A 16,902-nucleotide genomic window follows, 5' to 3' on the forward strand; every position below is an offset into this window, starting at 1 on the left:
GTCACACCGGGGCGATGCGGTCCGTCATGCCGGCGGGTGACGCCGGGACACTGGGATCCCGCCGCCGTCGGCGGTCTGATGGGGCCATGTCAACCAACACTGTGATCGACGTCGAGGGACTCGACGTCGCGTACGGCGACTTCCACGCCGTCAAGGACCTGTCGTTCCACATCGAGCGCGGTGAGCTCTACGCGCTCCTGGGGACCAACGGTGCCGGCAAGACGTCGACCCTCGAGGTCGTCGAGGGGCACCGCCAGGCCACCTCGGGCACGGTGCGCGTGCTCGGGTCGGACCCGGCCGACCGCTCGGTGGTGCGCCCACGGGTCGGGATCATGCTGCAGGAGAGCGGCTTCTCGGCCGACCTCACCGTCGCGGAGTCCGCGCGGCTGATCGGCCGCCTGAGCGGACGCGAGGACTCCGTGGAGCGCGTCCTGGGCCTCGTCGACCTCGGGCACAAGGCGGACACCCGCACCGGTCAGCTCTCCGGCGGGGAGCGGCGTCGGCTCGACTTCGCGACCGCGGTGTACGGCAACCCGGAGCTCCTGTTCCTCGACGAGCCCACCACCGGCCTGGACATCGCGTCCCGGGACTCCCTGTGGGCCACGGTGCAGCGGCTGCGCGACGAGGGCACGACGGTCGTGCTGACGACCCACTACCTGGAGGAGGCGCAGCAGCGTGCCGACCGCATCGGCCTGATGCACCGCGGCACGTTCCGCCACCAGGGGACGGTGGCCGAGCTGACCCGGTCGCTCCCGGCCTCGATCCAGTTCTCGCTGCCGCGGCACGCCCCCGCGCCGCCGACGAGCTCCGTCCCGCAGGCCGATGCGTCCTACGCGATCGAGACCTTCGAGCTCCAGCGAGACCTCAAGCAGCTCCTCGACTGGGCAGACACCCACGGCGTCGAGCTGGAGGGCCTCTCCGCGGCACCGACCCGCCTGGACGACGTCTTCCGCGCCATCGGCGCCGACTCCACCGCTTCCTGACCTACCTCGAACAGGAGATCATCGTGCTTCCTCTCGCCCAGGCCGAGCTGGTCCAGCTCTTCCGCAACCGGTCGGTGCTCGTCACCAGCCTCCTCATGCCCGTCGCGGTCGCCGTCTTCTTCATCAGCTACCGCGACGTCTTCACGCGGATCGGCAGCATCGGGTACGTCGCCGCCGTGCTCGTGTTCACGATCGCCGCGTTCAACCTCTATGCGACGACGGTCACCACGCTGGCCGCCCGGCGCCAGGGCCTCTTCCTCAAGCGGCTCCGGTCGACGGCGGCGAGCGACGCCACCATCCTGACCGGGCTCGTCCTGCCGGTCGGTGCCATCGCTCTGGTGCAGATCGCCCTGATCCTCGGGGTCTTCGCCGCCGCCAGCGGCGGTGGACCTGTCGACGCCGTGCTCCTCGTCGCGGCGACCCTCGCGGCTTTCGCCATGATGCTCGCCCTGGGGATCGCGACCGCGGGCGTGACGAACTCCCCCGAGCACGCCCAGGTGACCGCCCTGCCCCTGAGCATCGGCGTGATCGCCGTCGCCAGCTGGGTCGGCATCACCGGCACCGAGAGCATGGCCCTGCTCAAGCGGCTCCTGCCCGGGGGTGCGGCCACCGAGCTGATCGTCGCCGCCTGGGACGGCGGCGCCGCGCTGACCGGCTCGCTCCCCCTGCTCGCCCCGACGCTGGCATGGGTCCTGGTCGCTGTCGCCGTCGCGGCGAAGATGTTCCGGTGGGAGCCGCGCCGCTGACGCTCCCGCCCGGGCCGGCCGCCTCTCAGGCGGCCGGCTCGGGCCGGTGCACGCCGCGAGGCCGGTAGCCGAGCTCCTCGGAGAGGTCGAGGAGGTCCGCGAGCAGCCAGACGGTGGCGAGCCACATCTCGGTTCCCTGCAGGCTCGGCAGGGTGCCGTCGGCCCCGCGGGTCGCCGGGTGCGGGACGCGGAAGGCGAGGCCGACGCCGTCCTGCCAGCCGGGGAGCACCGCCGCCAGGAGCCGGCGGGCCGTGGCCCGGACCTCGTCGGTGCGGTGGCCGGTGGATCGAGCCGACCAGAGGGGGTGGGCGACGTCGAGGACGTTGCACGCGGTGTAGCTCTCCGGGCGGAACCAGCGGTCGTCGCGGACGTGCGCCAGGACGGTGTCGACGACGCGGTCCGGGTACGGGACAGGCAGACCGTGCTGCGCGAAGGTGCCGCGGGTCGTCCGGTAGTACCCGTTGACGGGTTGGAGCAGACCCCCGTCCGGAGTGGGCCGCCCCCAGAGGCCCGTCGCGGGGTCGGCCCTCGTCAGCAACCACCCCATGAGCGTCTCGAGCGCCCCGGACACCGGGCCGTGGTCCGCGCCGTCCTCCGTGTCGCCCTCCGCGTCGTCCCGGCGGGCGTTCCACAGCAGAGCCGTCCCGAGCGCGTCGACCTGGTGCCCGGCGCCCCACGCGTCGCGACGCCAGGGCAGCGCGTCCAGGGCGGCGACGAGCTCGGGAGCGCTGCGCCGGGCGAACCGGATCGGCACCGCGAACCTGCTGCCGAGCAGGTCGAGCGCGTACCCGACGCACAGCACGTGGTAGCTCTCGTCCGGGTGCGGCCACGGCTCGTCGGCCGGGGCACGCCGGCCGTCGGACGACAGCTCACCCACGAGCCCGGTCCGCGGGTCCTGCCACGAGCGCAGCCGGTCGACCTGCTCGGCTGCGGGCAGCTGCCCGGGTGCTGCACCGAGGAGGAGGTCCGCGACCTCGATCGCGTCGCACTGGGCGCGGACCGTCGCCCGGCCGCCCGGCCGGTCGAGGAACAGCCGTGCCCGCGGGTCCCAGTGGCTGGCGAGGACGTCCGGCGCCTGGTCGCGAGCGCGGTCGGCGAACGCGCGGAGGGCCTCCGCCAGGCCGTCGCCCGAGGCGGCGGCACGGGGAGCGCCGGACGGCGGCACCCGCCACTTGAGCACGCGTGCCGGGTTCCCCCCGACGACGGCGCCGGGCGGCACGTCCTTGGTGACGACGGCACCCGCGGCGAGGACGGCGGCGTCGCCGACCGTGACGCCGTCGAGCAGGACGACGTGCGACCCGATCCACACGTCGTCCCCGACGCTGATCCCCCGCGACGTCAACGGCTGCTGGTGGACCTCGGTGCCGGCGTCGAACGTGTGGTTGAACCCGAGGATCGAGGTGTGCGCCCCGATGCGCACCGCGTCGCCGAGGACGACGTCGCCGCGCACCACCGTGTACGCGTTGACCGAGCAGTCCCGCCCGGCGCGCAGCGTCCCGGTGAGATAGGCGCCGGCCGCCACGTACGTCCGCTCCCCGAGGGTGAGGTGCTCGTTCTGCACGGCGGCGTGCTCCGAGACGAACACGCCGTCCGCCAGCCTCCACGTGGGGTGCAGGCCCTGCAGGTGGTCCTGCCAGGCGAGCTGGCGGGCACGCTGCTCGTCGTCGGCGTCGGTCCAGAAGCCCCAGGGTGAGAAGTCGTGGTCGTGCGGACGTGTGCCGCTGCCGGGGGCGACGCCCTGCGCATCGGGTCTCACAGTGCTCCTGGGATCGGGCGGGTGACGCCCGGTCGGCGCCGACGCGGACATGCTACGGCGGGCCCGGCGGCCGGGACGGCTCCTCGGCCGCCGCGGTCCGGGAACGATCACGGTCGATCAGCCGGGCCGCCGGGGCGCCGGTGGATCGCCAGGTCGGTCCGTCCGGGCGCGTGCTCCTCGAGCAGCCGCCGCTGCGCGTCGTAGTCGTCGAGCAGCCGCCGGTAGGGCAGCGGCTCGTCGGTGCCGAGGTTCTCGAACCGCTTGCGCACCTGCGCCCTGGCGTCCTCGACGCCCGCCCACACCGGGGAGTCGACGCCGAGCAGGGCGAGCGGCGCCAAGGGCTCGATGCCCGTGTACCAGAGGATCCCGTGGTTCACGGGGAACAGCAGGTCCTCGATGTGGCCGTTCACGCCGCGCGGCCCGAAGGCCTCCGCCCGGTCGCCCGCTGTCGTCACGACCAGCCCGCGCTTGCCCGCGAACGCACCGTCACCGTACTTGCGGGGGTTGCCCGCGGCGTCGCGCAGGCCGTAGGCGAAACCCTGGGTGAAGACCCGGTCGACCCATCCCTTGAGGACGGCCGGCATCCCCGCCCACCAGAGCGGGAAGACCAGGACGAGGAGGTCGGCCCGGCGCAGGAGCTCCTGGTGCCGCGCGACCTCCGCGTCCAGGGTGCCCGACGCCGCCGCGTCGAGCGCGTGGGTGCCGACCGGCGCGGTCAGCTCCTCGACGCCGTAGTCCGACGGCCGGACGGCGGGGTGCCAGCCGAGCCGCGCCAGGTCGACCAGGACGACGTCGTCGCCCTGGTCACGGAGCGTCGACTCGGCGGTGGCGGCGAGGTCCGCGGTCAGGGAGCCGGCCGACGGAGCCGCGGAGACGATGAGTGCCTGCATGGTGTGACCGTAGGCACAACCGACCGCCAGCGGTAGTACGGTCATCTGTGTCACCAAGGGACATCAGGGGAAGCGAGGACCCCATGCGGGACGCGGTACGACGCGCGCTGGAGGTGTGCCCGGTCGAGGTCGGCATCGCCGTCGCCGGCGGGGACTGGAAGCTGACCACCGTGTCGAAGCTGGCCGACGGGCCGCTGCGCTTCGGCGAGCTGCAGCGGGCCGTGGGTCCCGTCTCGGCCAAGACGCTCACCCGCCAGCTCCGGGCGCTGGAGACCGACGGCGTCGTGCTGCGCACCGTGTACCCCGAGGTACCGCCGCGCGTGACCTACGAGCTCACGGAGGCCGGCCGCGAGCTGGCCACGATCGCCACGCTGCTGGGCCGCTGGAGCGAGCGGTTCGTCCCCCGGCCGGGACCAGATGCCGTCTCAGAATATGGTCCCGCATCGTGAGATCCGCTGGGCAGCGCCCCTGGCAGGGCGTTACCGTCGCACCATGACTCGTCGAATGCGCAGCTGACCACCGCGCACCTTCGCCTGCCTGCGGCCACGCACCGGGCAGCCACACGCCGCGTGCGCCCGCCCGACCGCACCGCCGGAGACCGCAGCCAGGAGAGACGATGACCCCGACGCCGACCAGCACGACGAGACCGGCGGGCGCTCCCGCGGCAGTCCGACCCCGCGCCACCCGCCGCGGCCCCGCGTCGCCCGTCCCGGCGTCCGGCGCCTGGCGCGAGGGCGACCCGGTCGCGGACCGCCGGTTCGCCGACGTCGGCACCTTCGACCTCGAGGCCGGCGGACGCCTGCCGGACGTGCGCGTGGCCTACGAGACGTACGGCGAGCTCGCACCGGACGGCTCCAACGCTGTCCTGGTCCTCCACGCGCTCACCGGCGACGCCCACGTGCGCGGTCCCGCCGGGCCCGGCCAGCTCACCGCCGGCTGGTGGGAGCCCATGATCGGCCCCGGCGCACCGATCGACACCGACCGGTACTTCGTGGTGGTGCCCAACGTGCTCGGCGGCTGCCAGGGAACCACCGGCCCGGCGTCCACCGCACCCGACGGCCGGCCGTGGGGCGGCCGGTTCCCGCGCATCACGACGCGCGACCAGGTCGCCGTCGAGGTCGAGCTGGCCCGGCTGCTCGGCATCCGCTCGTGGGCCACCGTCGTCGGCGCCTCCATGGGTGGCATGCGCGTGCTGGAGTGGGCGATCCTCGGGCCCGAGGCCGGCATCGAGGTGCGCTCCGTCGCCGCCATCGCCACCGCCGCGCAGTCGTCGGGCGACCAGATCGCCTGGGCCCACCCGCAGCTCGGCGCCATCCGGGCCGACCCGCGCTGGAACGGCGGCGACTACTACGACGCCCCGGACGGCGAGGGCCCGCACGCCGGACTGGCGATCGCGCGGCAGATCGCGCACACCACCTACCGCACCGCACGCGAGCTCGACGAGCGGTTCGGGCGCCTGCCCCAGGGCGGCGAGGACCCGTTCGACGACGGCCGCTTCGCCGTGCAGTCGTACCTCGACCACCACGGCGACAAGCTCGCACGCCGGTTCGACGCCAACTCCTACCTGCGGCTCACCGAGACGATGATGACGCACGACCTCGGCCGGGACCGCGGCGGGGTGGACTCCGCCCTGGCGCAGATCACCGCACGGGCGCTCGTCGTGGCGGTAGACAGCGACCGGCTGTTCCCGCCGGCACAGTGCGCCCGGATCGCCGCGGGGGTGCCGGGCGCCGGGGAGCTGCGCGTCATCACCTCCGACTTCGGGCACGACGGGTTCCTGCTCGAGCACGACCAGACGGGACCGCTGCTGCGGGACTTCCTCACCGAGGTCGCGCCGGTTCCTCCCGCATAGCGCGCGAGCGGGGCACGCCGGACCCACCATGGTGCGGGACGCCGCCAGGGCGTCCCCGTCCCTCCAGGAGGACCGACCATGGCCAGGCTCACCCCCTACCTCAGCTTCCGGGACCAGGCCCGCGAGGCCCTCGAGTTCTACCGGACCGCGCTCGGCGGTGAGCTGGAGATCATGACGTTCGGCTCCATGCCCGGCATGACCGACGACCCCGCCGAGGAAGAGCTCGTCATGCACGGTCAGCTCGAGGCGCCCGGCGGGCTCGTCCTCATGGCCGCCGACACGCCGTCGTCCATGCCGTACGTGCCCGCGACGAGCGGCGTGACGGTGGCGCTCACCGGCGGCCCGGAGGACATGGACCACGTGCAGGCGGCGATCAGCACGTTGCTCGACGGCGCCACCGACGTCATGCCGTTCGACCCGGCACCCTGGGGCGACCACTACGGTCAGCTCACCGACCGCTACGGCATCACCTGGATGTTCGACGTCGGCGCGAGCTGACCCGGACCGCTACGCGAGCAGGACCGCCTCCCGGCGACGCTCGAGCGTCACCAGGTCCTGCTCCACCACGACCCGCCGGTCGGCCAGCCGCTGGGTGACGTGCTGGACGGCGGCGCGCGCGGCCTCGACCCGGTCGCGCGACGCACGGATGTGCCGGGCCACGGACAGGTCGCTGAAGACGTTGTCGAACCAGATGTCGAACGTCCGCGTCAGGCCCTCCACGCCCAGCACACCGACGCCGCGCTCGCCGACGTCGCCCAGCTCGACCGCCAGGTGGGCCAGCGCCGCGTCGGCGACCCGGACCCGCTCGGCCGCCCGGTCCAGGCGGTGGTGCTTGGCCATGCTCGCCAGCCAGTCGCCACCCAGGAAGGTGTCGTAGGTCGACCAGCCGTCGGCCCCGGCCAGCTCGCCCGCCGCCGCCTCGAGAGCGTGCGCGGCGGCGTCGGCCGCCTCCTGCGCCTGGTCGATCTCGACCTGCTCCGCCCGCCGGCGTCCCCGGCGTTCCGCGACGTCCACGAGCTCGGCGCCGCGGCCGCCGCCCGCCGTCCACAGCCACGCCTCCTTGTCGGCCAGCGCCTGCTCCCGCCGCCCGGCGACGTCACCGAGCCCGACGACGGCGTCCTCGGCCACCTGCAGCTCGCGCCGGGCCGCCGCACGGCGCGCCTCGGCCGCCGCGGCGGCGTATTCCGCGGCCTGCTGCTCGGCGCGCTCGGTGTCGAGGCGGTCCTCGCGGGTGCCGCGCAGCGTCGCCCAGAGCCGGTCGAGGCTCGGCGACTCGAGCCGGTCGACGTCGGCCGACTCGGCGGCGAGCAGCTCCTGCGCCCGGGCCACCGCCTGCTCGGCCACCCGCAGCCCCGACGCCGCACGTTCCCGGCGGGCCAGGTAGTCGGCGAGCAGCGTGGCGTCCTGCTGCGCCCGCTCGACGCGCGCCTCCAGGGCCGCGGAGTCGGGATCGGTGGGGTCGGGCTCGGCAGGTCGGTGCACGACGTCGTCAACCATGGCGACCAACATAGTGGCCCGCGGCACCGGAAGGTCCTCTACGTTGGGACCATGCTCGCTGCCACCGTCGCCCGCTTCTCCCCCGACGACCCGCTGCACGGACTCGAGGTCACCGACCGGCCCGCACCGACGGACCGGGAGCACTGGACCACGGTGCAGGTCCGTGCCGCCGCCCTCAACCACCACGACCTGTGGTCGTTGCGCGGGGTGGGCCTGCGCGAGGAACAGCTCCCGATGATCCTCGGCACGGACGCCGCCGGCGTCGCACCGGACGGCTCCGAGGTGGTGCTGCACGGCGTCGTCGGTGCGGACGGCCACGGCGTCGGCCCGCACGAGCGCCGGTCGCTGCTGTCCGAGCGGTACCCGGGCACCCTCGCCGAGCAGGTCGCCGTCCCCACGGCGAACCTGGTGCCCAAGCCCGCCGAGCTCACCTTCGCCGAGGCGGCCTGCCTGCCGACGGCGTGGCTCACGGCCTACCGGATGCTGTTCGGCGCGGCCGCGCTCCGGCCGGGCGACCGGGTCCTGGTGCAGGGCGTGGGCGGCGGTGTCGCGACGGCGGCCATCGTCCTGGGAGCGGCCGCCGGCCTCGAGGTGGTGGCCACGTCGCGCGACGGCGCCAAGCGCGAGCGGGCCCTCCAGCTCGGCGCGGCTCACGCCGTCGAACCCGGCACCCGGCTGCCCGCGCGCGTCGACGCCGTCGTCGAGTCCGTCGGGCAGGCGACATGGGCGCACTCGGTGCGGTCCGTGCGGCCCGGCGGCGTGATCGTCGTGTGCGGGGCCACCAGCGGCGACGCACCGCCCGCGGAGCTCACGCGGGTGTTCTTCTCCGAGATCCGTGTCCAGGGCGTCACCATGGGCTCGCGCGAGGACCTCGCCGCGCTGCTGCGGTTCTGCGCACGGACCGGCGTGCGGCCCGTCATCGACTCCGAGGTGTCGCTGGCCGACGTCGGCGCCGGCCTCGCCCGGCTGGCGGCCGGCGACCAGACGGGCAAGATCGTCGTCATCCCCTGACCTCACGTCGTGCGCGCGATTGACCTCACGTTGCGGGCGCGATCTCTGGCCCGATATGCCCGCTATGCGCGGTTATTCGGCCCAGAAATCGCGCCCACAACGATCGCGCGCACGACGCCCCGAGGGGGCCGACGGCGGGGGTCAGGCGAAGCGGGCGCGGTAGGCGTCGAGCAACGACGGGCCGTCGGGCCCGAGGTGCCACACGTTCCAGCCGTCGTCCGTGGGCGTGCCGCTCGCGGCCGAGGCCGCATGGTCCGGGTGCTGGTAGCGCGAGCCGTCGGACAGCTCGATCACGCCGTCGGGGTGCAGCACCGCCTCGAAGTGCTGGCGGCGGCGCGGCCGCGACCACACGAGCAGGGTGGGGCGGTGCAGCGTGGCCGCCAGCGCGATGAGGTCGCCGTCCACCTCGTCGTCGAACGCCAACGGCGCCGGCGGCGCGCTCTCGTACAGCCCGTGGTCGGGCGGTGGCGTGTACGACGGCGCCTCGAGCGGCGGGACCTCGAGGCGCGGCAGGTCGTCGGACGCGTTCGTCCAGGTGCTCGGCGTCGACGGCTCCCACCCGGAGGACCGGTACGGCGGCGGGTCGTTGAGCGGGTCCTCCCAGCGGGCCTCCGGCGGGTCCCACGGCGCCGGCTCACGGCGTCGTGCGGCAGGCTCCGGCCGAGGCACCGGCGGCAGGTCCAGCGCCGGGGCGGTGTACCGCGCGAAGTCCTCCCCGAGGCCGGGGGTGTCGGTGCTCGCCGCCGACGTCGTCGTGCGGCGAGCCAGCTCCGCGAGGTCGAGGTCCTCCGCCGAGCCCGCGGACGCCGCGGTGAAGGCCGCGAGCTCCGGCGAGGGCTGCTGAGGCTGCGACGAGAAGCGGTCGGTGCGGGACCGTCGTCGGACGGCGGGCGCCGGCTGGGGGGCCGGAGCCGGCTGGGGGGCGGCTGCCGGCTGCGGCGGCGCGGGAGGCGGCGGTGGAGGGGTGTCCGCGGGCGCCGGACGGGGCACCGCACCCTCCGGCGCGACACCGCCCGGTGCCCCCGCGCCCGGGGCGTCGGGCCGGACCGTGGGCAGCGACAGGCTGGAGGCGCCGGCGGCGGCCCGCCGTCCCGCCCGGGTCCGCTGCGGGGCCGGGTCGGGCGTGGCCGGCCGGGCCGGTGCCGCGGGCGCGCTGGGTGCGGCGGGCTGGGTCACCGCGGGGTGCTTGCCGGTGAGCGCGATGCCGACCTTGACGCCCTCGGCGAACGACTCCGGCTCGCTGCCGCCGGCCGCCGAACCGCCGCGGGCCTCCTCCGCGGGTGCGGCGCCGGACAGGCGCGGCGCCGTCGGGGCGGAGGCGGGGTGGATGACGAGCGGGGAGACGTCGACGAACCGCCGGCCGTCCTGGCTGTGCACCACGCCCATCTTGAGGACCTCGACGGGCATCGTGGGCTGGCGCAGGAAGTCGACGGCGTTGAGGATCTCCTCGCCGGCGTCCTGGCAGATGATGATCAGCCGGGCGCTGGAACGCCCCGGCTGGGAGCGGGTGATCGGCACGGAGTCGTAGAACGAGGCGACGTCGCGCTGGAACGCGTTCGGCCCGCCGTGGTAGCGGGACGCTAGCTCTCCCCGGGTGAGCCGGCCGGCCCAGCCCGCGTGGTCCAGCGCCCGGGTCAGGGCCGGGCGGTCGAGATCGGCGACCAGCTCGACCACGACCGGTGAGCCGGTGGCGTCCAGCGCGAGCAGGTGCGGCTCGTCCGGCCCCACGCCCTGCGCGACGGGGAAGATCTGCTCACCGAGCAGCCCGTCAATGTGCGAGTCCACGACGCGGTGCGCCGTCGTCCCGAGCCCGGGCTCCACGGCCCCTGAGGATCGCCCGGACTGGACGAGGAGCGGCCTGCTGGCGTCGACCTCGAACAGTGGCATCGCGCTGACTTCTCCCCGGTTGCGGCACACGGCCCGGTGCCGTGTGCCGCATAGCCTACGGCGCGGGGTCCCGTGACCTGCAACACCCCAGGTGGGTGACCACGATCACGCGTGGCCGGCCTGCTCCTCGTCCGCCGCGAGGGCCTCCTCGACCCTGCGGACCTTGGCGTCGAGCTGGCCGGTGTACCCCGGGCGGATGTCCGCCTTGAGGACCAGCGAGACCCGGTGGCCGCCCGCGCCGACGGCCTCGGTGGCGCGCTGGATCACCGGCATCACCTCGTCCCACTCGCCCTCGACCTCGGTGAACATGGACGTGGTCCGGTGCGGCAGCCCGGACTCGCGCACGATGCGGACGGCCTCGGCGACGGGGCCCGCGACGGACTCCCCCGCGCCGAGCGGGGAGACGGAGAACGCGAAGACAGCCATGCGTCCATCATGCCGTGCCCGTCTAGGCTCGGGGGGTGAGTACCTCGGTGACGGTCCTGGCCGGTGGCGTCGGCGGCGCCCGGCTCGCGCACGGCTTCGCGCTGGCGCTGCCCGACGGCGGCGCGCCGGCGGACGGTGGCGGCCTGACGTGCGTGGTCAACGTGGGTGACGACACGGCACGCCACGGGCTGCACGTCTCGCCCGACCTCGACACGGTGATGTACACCCTGGCCGGGCTCAACGACGAGGAGCGCGGCTGGGGGCTCACGGGCGAGTCGTACGCCACGCTGGCGCAGCTCGAGCGGCTGGGCGAGGACACGTGGTTCACGCTCGGGGACAAGGACCTCGCCACCCACGTGGTGCGGACCGCCCGGCTCCGGGAGGGTGTGCCGCTGAGCGAGGTGACGGCCGCGCTGGCGGCGTCGCTGGGGGTGCACGCCCGGCTGCTGCCCGTCACGGACGACCCGGTGCGCACGCGGGTCACCACGCCGTCGGGCACGCTGGCCTTCCAGGAGTACTTCGTGCGGCGCCAGCACGCGGACGCGGTGCTGGGTCTGACCTTCGACGGGATCGGGACGGCGGCTCCCGCCCCCGGGGTGCTGCCGGCGGTGACGGACGCCGACCTCCTCGTGGTGGCGCCGTCGAACCCGTTCCTGTCGGTGGAGCCGGTGCTCGGGGTGCCCGGCGTGCGCGACGCCGTGCGGGCTTCTCGCGCGCGCCGGGTGGCGGTGAGCCCGATCGTGGGCGGGCGCGCCGTGAAGGGTCCGGCCGCGCAGATCCTCGAGACGCTGGGGCACGAGGTCTCGGCGCTGGGCGTGGCCCGGCTCTACACCGGCGTGGTGGACGTCATGGTGATCGACGAGGCCGACGCAGCGCTCGCCGCCCCGATCGCGGACCTCGGGTTCGAGGTGGTGGTCACCGGCACCGTCATGGGTGGCCCGGACGGCCGCGAGCGCCTCGCCCGCGAGCTCCTCGCCGGCGTCGGGCACCGGGCGTGACGAGCCCTCGCACGGTCGCGGTCGTCCCCCTGCGGGACGGCGTCTCCGGCAAGTCGCGGCTGGCGGCCGCCCTGGACCCGGGTGCCCGACGGCGGCTGGTCGTCGCGCTCGCCCGGCACGTCGGGGAGGTCCTCGCCTCGCTGGTGGCGGACGGCGGGCTGGCGGGTGTCGTGGTCGTGACGGCGGACGTGCCGTTCGTCGAGGAGGTGCTGCCCGGTCTGATCGGCAACTCGTCACCTGATCGGCAGTCCGGACTGCCGATCAGGTCACGAGTTGCCGAGGTGATTCCGGAGCCGCCCGACCGGCCCGGCCTGAACGGTGCCCTCGACCACGCCCGCGAGCACGTCCGGGTGCACGCTCGTGAGCACGGCGCGTACCGCGGGGCGGACCGGGTGCTGGTGGTGCACGCGGACCTGCCGCGGCTCACGGCCGCCGACGTGCACGCCCTCCTCACGACCGAGGCGGACGTGGCCGTCGCGACCGACCGGCACGGCACCGGCACCAACCTGTTGTCCGTGCCGCTGGAGGTGCCGGGCGCCGACGGCTTCCCCTTCCGGTTCGGTCCCGGGTCCCGGGCCGCCCACGAGGGGGAGGCCGCCGCGCACGGCCTGACCTCCGCCGTCGTGCAACGCCCCGGCACGGCCGCCGACCTGGACACGATCGACGACTGGGCCGAGCTCCCGGGCGAGATCCGTGCCCGGGTGGGTGCCGCCGTCGGGCACCCGCTGACCGCGCGGTAGCGCCTCAGGCCGCGTCGAGCCGGGCACGGACCTCGGCCGGCAGGTCGAGGTGCACCGCGCCGAGGAGCTCGTCGAGCTGCTCCACCGAGCTCGGCCCGGTCACCGGGACGACCGGGACCTCGCCGCCCATCATCCAGCTCAGCGCCACCTGCGCGGGCGTCGCGCCGATCTCGCGGGCCACCTCCCGCAGCACGCTGACCCGGTGGACCGAACCGGGGTGGTCGGCGTCGTGGTACAGCCCCTTGTCCTCCCGCATCAGGGCACCCGCCTGCAGCGGCCCGTACCCCACGACCGTCAGCGCGGGCCGGCCCGGCGCCCCCGTGGAGGCGGCGTAGTCGAGCAGGTCGCGGGTCACCCAGGGCCGCGACGTCGGCCGCGGGTACACGTAGGAGTGCTGCTGCTGCACGACGGCGTAGGGCGGCACCCCCTGGCGCTCGGCCTCGGCGCGGGCCTCCACCAGGCGCCACAGCGCGACGTTGGAGATGCCCGTCAGGCCCACCGACCTCTCGGCCTGGAGCTTGCCGAGGGCGCCGACCGTCTCGGCGAGCGGGGTGGCCCGGTCGTCCACGTGCCCGTAGAGCACGTCGATGCGGTCGGTGCCCAGGTGGCGCAGGCTCTCGTGGGCCTGGGCCTCGATCACCTCGGCGCCCAGGCCCTCGAAGTTCTCCGGCCCGAAGGGTGCCGCCGGGTCGCGGGGACCGGCACCGACCTTGGTGGCGATGCGTACCTGGTCGCGGACGCCGCGCGACGCCAGCCAGCCGCCGATCAGGTCCTCGCTGTCCCGGCCGTGGCCTCCGTTCCAGATCGCATAGTTGTTCGCGGTGTCGAGGAAGGTGCCCCCGGCCTCGACGAACCGGTCGAGGATCGCCTCCGAGGTGGCCGGGTCCACGAGGGTGCCGTAGTTCATGGTGCCGAGGCACAGCATGGAGACCTCGATGGCGCGGTCTCCGGTGCCGATGGTGCGGTAGCGCATGGTGCTCTCCGTTCGGTGGTATCGGTTCAGACGGCGTCGAGCCGGGCGCGCAGCTCCGGGTCGAGGTCGAGGTCGGCGGCACCGAGCAGCTCGTCGAGCTGGTCGACGCTGCTCGCACCGACGACGGGGATCACCGGGACCTCGCCGCCGAGCAGCCACGCGAGCACCACCTGGTTCGGCGTGGCGCCGATCTCTGCCGCCACCTCGCGCAGCACACGCAGCCGCTCGTGGGTGGTGGCGTGGTCGAAGCCGTCCCACAACGGCTTGTCGGCACGAGTGAGGGCGCCCTGCATGAGGGGCGAGTACGCGGTCACGGCGAGCGGGCTGCCCGCCTCGGACGACGCGCGGGCGTAGTCGAGCAGCTCCGACGACGCCCAGTTGTGCCGGCCGACGTCCGGCCGCGGGTAGGGGTACGTGAGCTGCTGCTGCACCAGCCCGTAGGGGGCGACGCCCTGACGGCGGGCCTCCTCGCGGGCCTCGACCACGCGGTGCAGCGCGGCGTTGGAGATGCCGGTGATCCCGACGATCCCCTCCGCCTGGAGCGTGCCGAACGCGCCGACGGTCTCGGCGAGCGAGGTGTCGACGTCGTCCACGTGGCCGTAGAGGGCGTCGAGGTGGTCGACGCCGAGGTGGCGCAGGCTCTCCCGCGCCTCCCGGGCGATCGTGTCGGCGCCGAGGCCCTGGTAGTTCGACGGCGGCACGTGCGTCTGCGGCAGGTCCGGGTCCTTCTTGGCCGCACCCACCTTGGTGGCGAGGCGCACGTCGTCGCGGAGGCCCCGGTCCGCGAGCCAGCGGCCGAGGACGTCCTCGCTGTCCCGGCCGTGCCCGCCGTCCCAGCCGTTGTAGTTGTTCGCGGTGTCGAGGAACGTGCCGCCGGCCTCGACGAAGCGGTCGAGGATCGCGAACGACGTGGCCTCGTCCGTGTGGGTGCCGAACCACATCGTGCCGAGGCACAGGGCGCTGACCTCGAAGGACGTCGAGCCGTTGCTGATGGTGCGGTAGCGCATGGTGTCTCCTTCGTTCTGACCCCGTCGACGCTACGGAGAGATCGGACCGGGTATACCGTCCATTGACATGGCCAGTGACCAGACCAATCTGGCGTGGGAGACACTGCTCGACCTGGGCTCCGCGCCCGGCCCGCGAGTGGCGCGGCTCGAGCGCGCACTGCGTGACGCCGTCGGCTCCGGGCGGTTGCCGGCCGGTGCCGCGCTGCCCGCCAGCCGCCGGCTCGCCGAGTCGCTCGGCATCTCACGCTGGGTCGTCACCGAGGCCTACGGCCAGCTCGTCGCCGAGGGCGTGCTCGAGGCGCGAGTGGGTGCCGGCACGCGAGTGGCCGCCGGGCCGGGACCCGGTGCCGGGCCGGCCCGCGACCCGACTCCGGCGACGGCCGCGCCGCCGCACCTGCCGCTCCTGCCCCCGCGGCCCGTCTTCGACCTGCGCCCCGGGATTGCCGACCTCCGGCACGTCCCGCGGGACGCCTGGCTGCGGGCGGCGCGCGAGGCGCTGACCACGGCCTCGAGCACGGACCTCTCGGCGGCGCCCGGACCGGGCCACCCTGCCGCGCGCACGGCGGTGGCGGCCCATCTGCGCCGCGCGCGGATGGTCGAGGCGCCGGACACCGCCGTCGTGGTGACCCGCGGAGCGACCGACGCGATGGCGCGCGTCGCGGCCGCCCTGCGGGCCGCCGGGCACACGCACCTGCTCGTGGAGGACCCGTCGTGGCCCGTCCTGCGCGACGTCGCACGACAGGCCGGGCTGGAGCCCGTGCCGGTGCCGGTGGACGCCCGCGGGATCGACGTCGACCGCCTCGCCGAGGCCGGCGCCCGGACCGGAGCACGAGCGGTGCTGCTCACCCCCGCCCACCAGTTCCCCACGGGGGTGGCGCTCGCCGGCGAGCGCCGCGAGGCGGTGCTGGCCTGGGCCCGCGCCGTCGACGGCCTGGTGATCGAGGACGACTACGACGCCGAGTTCCGCTACGACCGGCGGCCCGTGGCGGCCCTGCAGCGGCTCGACCCGGAGCGGGTCGTGCTGCTCGGGTCCGTGAGCAAGACGATGTCACCGGCGTTCGGGATCGGATGGATGGTGGTGCCGACCGGGTGGCGGGCCGCGGTGGGCGAGGCCGGACCGGGCGGCGCGCCGTCCGTCGTGGACCAGCTCACCTTCACGCGGTTCCTCACCGACGGCGGGTACGACCGGCACCTGCGGGCCGCGCGGACGCGGTTCCGGCGGCGGCACGACGCGCTCGCGAGCGCCGTCGGGCACCGGATGCCCGGCGCACGGCTGCACGGCATGGCCGCCGGGCTGCACGCGGTGCTCGAGCTGCCCGACGACGGCGACGTGCGGGCGTCCGACGCGGCCGAGTTGGTCCGGGCGGCCGCTGCCCGCGACGTCGGCGTGGTCGACCTGCGGCGCTACCAGGCCCGGCCGGCGGCACGGTCGCGGACGCTGGTGCTCGGCTACGGGAACCTCGTCGACGCCCGGCTGGAGGAGGCGGTGGCGCGGCTGGCGGCCTGCGTCTGAGGGCTCACCAGCGCCCGCGGTGCACGACGTCGGCCATCGGCTTGCGCTGCCGGCGTGCGGGCGAGCCTTTCGCTCCCCCGGCCTCGGGGTGCCCGACGGCGACGACTCCCGTGGGCGCCCACTCGCCCGGCACGCCGAACGCGTCCCGGAAGGCCGCCAGGCGTCCGGCGTCGATCCCGAAGAAGCACGCACCGAGGCCCTCGTCGACCGCGGTCTGGAGCATGAGCAGCGACGCCATCCCTGCGTCGACGTGCCAGTACGGCACCGGCCAGCGCGCCTCGTCCCGGTCCGTCCAGCCCTTGTCCGGCTCGGCGTACCGGCCGACGTAGGCGTCGCGCGAGCACAGCACCACGACCAGCACCGGGGCCGTGCGCATCCCGGCCAGCCAGGCGGACATGTCGCGCACCGAGTCCTCCGGCGTGGTCGCCGCCCAGAACCGCTCGCGCTCCTCGTCGGAGGTCAGCACCAGGAACGACCAGCCCTGCGTGAACCCCGCGCTCGGGGCACGCACGGCGTGGTCGAGCAGCCGGTCGACCACCTCCGGGGCGACCGGCTCCTCGCGGAAGCGGCGGACCATGCGCCGTCGTCGGACCACGTCACGGAACTCCATGCGGCCATCGTGG

Annotated in this window: 17 protein-coding genes; 9 read left to right on the top strand and 8 right to left on the bottom strand. The window is 75.1% G+C overall.

Translation table 11 applies throughout. The features are described from left to right. Positions 1-86 precede the first annotated feature (86 nt). The gene (locus BCL65_RS06070) at positions 87-983 is read left to right on the top strand and encodes an ABC transporter ATP-binding protein (protein WP_106266157.1); all 897 of its coding nucleotides are present in this window, start codon (positions 87-89) and stop codon (positions 981-983) included. A gap of 23 nt (positions 984-1,006) precedes the next feature. After that, positions 1,007-1,729 (top strand): ABC transporter permease, encoded by a 723-nt coding sequence (locus tag BCL65_RS06075; RefSeq protein ID WP_106266159.1) that lies wholly within the window; start codon positions 1,007-1,009, stop codon positions 1,727-1,729. A gap of 25 nt (positions 1,730-1,754) precedes the next feature. Here the strand turns inward: BCL65_RS06075 and BCL65_RS06080 are convergent, their stop codons facing one another. Both BCL65_RS06080 and BCL65_RS06085 read right to left on the bottom strand, forming a co-directional pair. Further along, on the bottom strand, positions 1,755-3,485 hold the full coding sequence (locus BCL65_RS06080; RefSeq protein WP_243400835.1) for an acyltransferase: 1,731 nt from the start codon (positions 3,483-3,485) through the stop codon (positions 1,755-1,757). Positions 3,486-3,592: 107 nt separating this feature from the next. After that, positions 3,593-4,375: an NAD(P)H-dependent oxidoreductase gene (locus tag BCL65_RS06085; RefSeq protein WP_165799954.1), complete on the bottom strand. Its 783-nt coding sequence runs from the start codon at positions 4,373-4,375 to the stop codon at positions 3,593-3,595. A gap of 83 nt (positions 4,376-4,458) precedes the next feature. Between BCL65_RS06085 and BCL65_RS06090 the strand changes: the two genes are divergently transcribed. The 3 genes from BCL65_RS06090 to BCL65_RS06100 all read left to right on the top strand — a co-directional run bounded on the left by BCL65_RS06090 (position 4,459) and on the right by BCL65_RS06100 (position 6,725). Continuing rightward, positions 4,459-4,824, top strand: a complete 366-nt coding sequence (locus tag BCL65_RS06090; protein WP_106266164.1) for a winged helix-turn-helix transcriptional regulator — start codon at positions 4,459-4,461, stop codon at positions 4,822-4,824. A gap of 167 nt (positions 4,825-4,991) precedes the next feature. After that, a complete protein-coding gene (gene metX / locus BCL65_RS06095) occupies positions 4,992-6,227 on the top strand; it encodes a homoserine O-acetyltransferase MetX (protein ID WP_106266166.1) in 1,236 nt (411 codons plus the stop codon). A gap of 78 nt (positions 6,228-6,305) precedes the next feature. Then, positions 6,306-6,725 (top strand): VOC family protein, encoded by a 420-nt coding sequence (locus tag BCL65_RS06100; RefSeq protein WP_106266168.1) that lies wholly within the window; start codon positions 6,306-6,308, stop codon positions 6,723-6,725. Positions 6,726-6,734: 9 nt separating this feature from the next. On the opposite strand, the gene BCL65_RS06105 is transcribed toward BCL65_RS06100, so the two are convergent. Continuing rightward, entirely contained in the window at positions 6,735-7,724 is a 990-nt protein-coding gene (locus tag BCL65_RS06105) for a hypothetical protein (RefSeq protein WP_125206495.1), read from the bottom strand. Positions 7,725-7,775: 51 nt separating this feature from the next. On the opposite strand from BCL65_RS06105, the gene BCL65_RS06110 reads away from it, so the two are divergent. Then, complete coding sequence (locus BCL65_RS06110) at positions 7,776-8,735, top strand: zinc-binding dehydrogenase (RefSeq protein WP_106266171.1); 960 nt, start codon at positions 7,776-7,778, stop codon at positions 8,733-8,735. Positions 8,736-8,876: 141 nt separating this feature from the next. On the opposite strand, the gene BCL65_RS17955 is transcribed toward BCL65_RS06110, so the two are convergent. Further along, the gene (locus BCL65_RS17955) at positions 8,877-10,622 is read right to left on the bottom strand and encodes a restriction system modified-DNA reader domain-containing protein (RefSeq protein WP_165799955.1); all 1,746 of its coding nucleotides are present in this window, start codon (positions 10,620-10,622) and stop codon (positions 8,877-8,879) included. 105 nt (positions 10,623-10,727) lie between these two features. Continuing rightward, a complete protein-coding gene (locus BCL65_RS06125; protein WP_106266177.1) occupies positions 10,728-11,048 on the bottom strand; it encodes an MTH1187 family thiamine-binding protein in 321 nt (106 codons plus the stop codon). Between the two features lie 35 nt (positions 11,049-11,083). Between BCL65_RS06125 and cofD the strand changes: the two genes are divergently transcribed. Then, positions 11,084-12,046 (top strand): 2-phospho-L-lactate transferase, encoded by a 963-nt coding sequence (gene cofD, locus BCL65_RS06130; RefSeq protein ID WP_106266179.1) that lies wholly within the window; start codon positions 11,084-11,086, stop codon positions 12,044-12,046. After that, entirely contained in the window at positions 12,043-12,786 is a 744-nt protein-coding gene (cofC, locus tag BCL65_RS06135; protein WP_106266181.1) for a 2-phospho-L-lactate guanylyltransferase, read from the top strand. Before cofD ends, cofC begins: the two co-directional genes overlap by 4 nt. Positions 12,787-12,790: 4 nt before the next feature. Here cofC and BCL65_RS06140 read toward each other — a convergent pair whose 3' ends face one another. After that, complete coding sequence (locus BCL65_RS06140) at positions 12,791-13,759, bottom strand: aldo/keto reductase (protein WP_106266183.1); 969 nt, start codon at positions 13,757-13,759, stop codon at positions 12,791-12,793. A gap of 26 nt (positions 13,760-13,785) precedes the next feature. Continuing rightward, positions 13,786-14,766 carry an aldo/keto reductase gene (locus tag BCL65_RS06145; RefSeq protein ID WP_106266185.1) on the bottom strand — a complete coding sequence of 327 codons (981 nt, stop codon included), beginning with the start codon at positions 14,764-14,766 and terminating at the stop codon, positions 13,786-13,788. A gap of 67 nt (positions 14,767-14,833) precedes the next feature. Between BCL65_RS06145 and pdxR the strand changes: the two genes are divergently transcribed. Further along, entirely contained in the window at positions 14,834-16,279 is a 1,446-nt protein-coding gene (gene pdxR, locus BCL65_RS06150; RefSeq protein ID WP_106266187.1) for a MocR-like pyridoxine biosynthesis transcription factor PdxR, read from the top strand. A 4-nt stretch (positions 16,280-16,283) separates the two neighbouring features. On the opposite strand, the gene BCL65_RS06155 is transcribed toward pdxR, so the two are convergent. Next, positions 16,284-16,889 (bottom strand): nitroreductase family protein, encoded by a 606-nt coding sequence (locus BCL65_RS06155; protein WP_106266189.1) that lies wholly within the window; start codon positions 16,887-16,889, stop codon positions 16,284-16,286. Between the last annotated feature and the right edge of the window lie 13 nt (positions 16,890-16,902).

Origin of the sequence: Isoptericola halotolerans (genome assembly GCF_003003075.1) — a bacterium.
Taxonomy (GTDB): domain Bacteria; phylum Actinomycetota; class Actinomycetes; order Actinomycetales; family Cellulomonadaceae; genus Isoptericola; species Isoptericola halotolerans_A.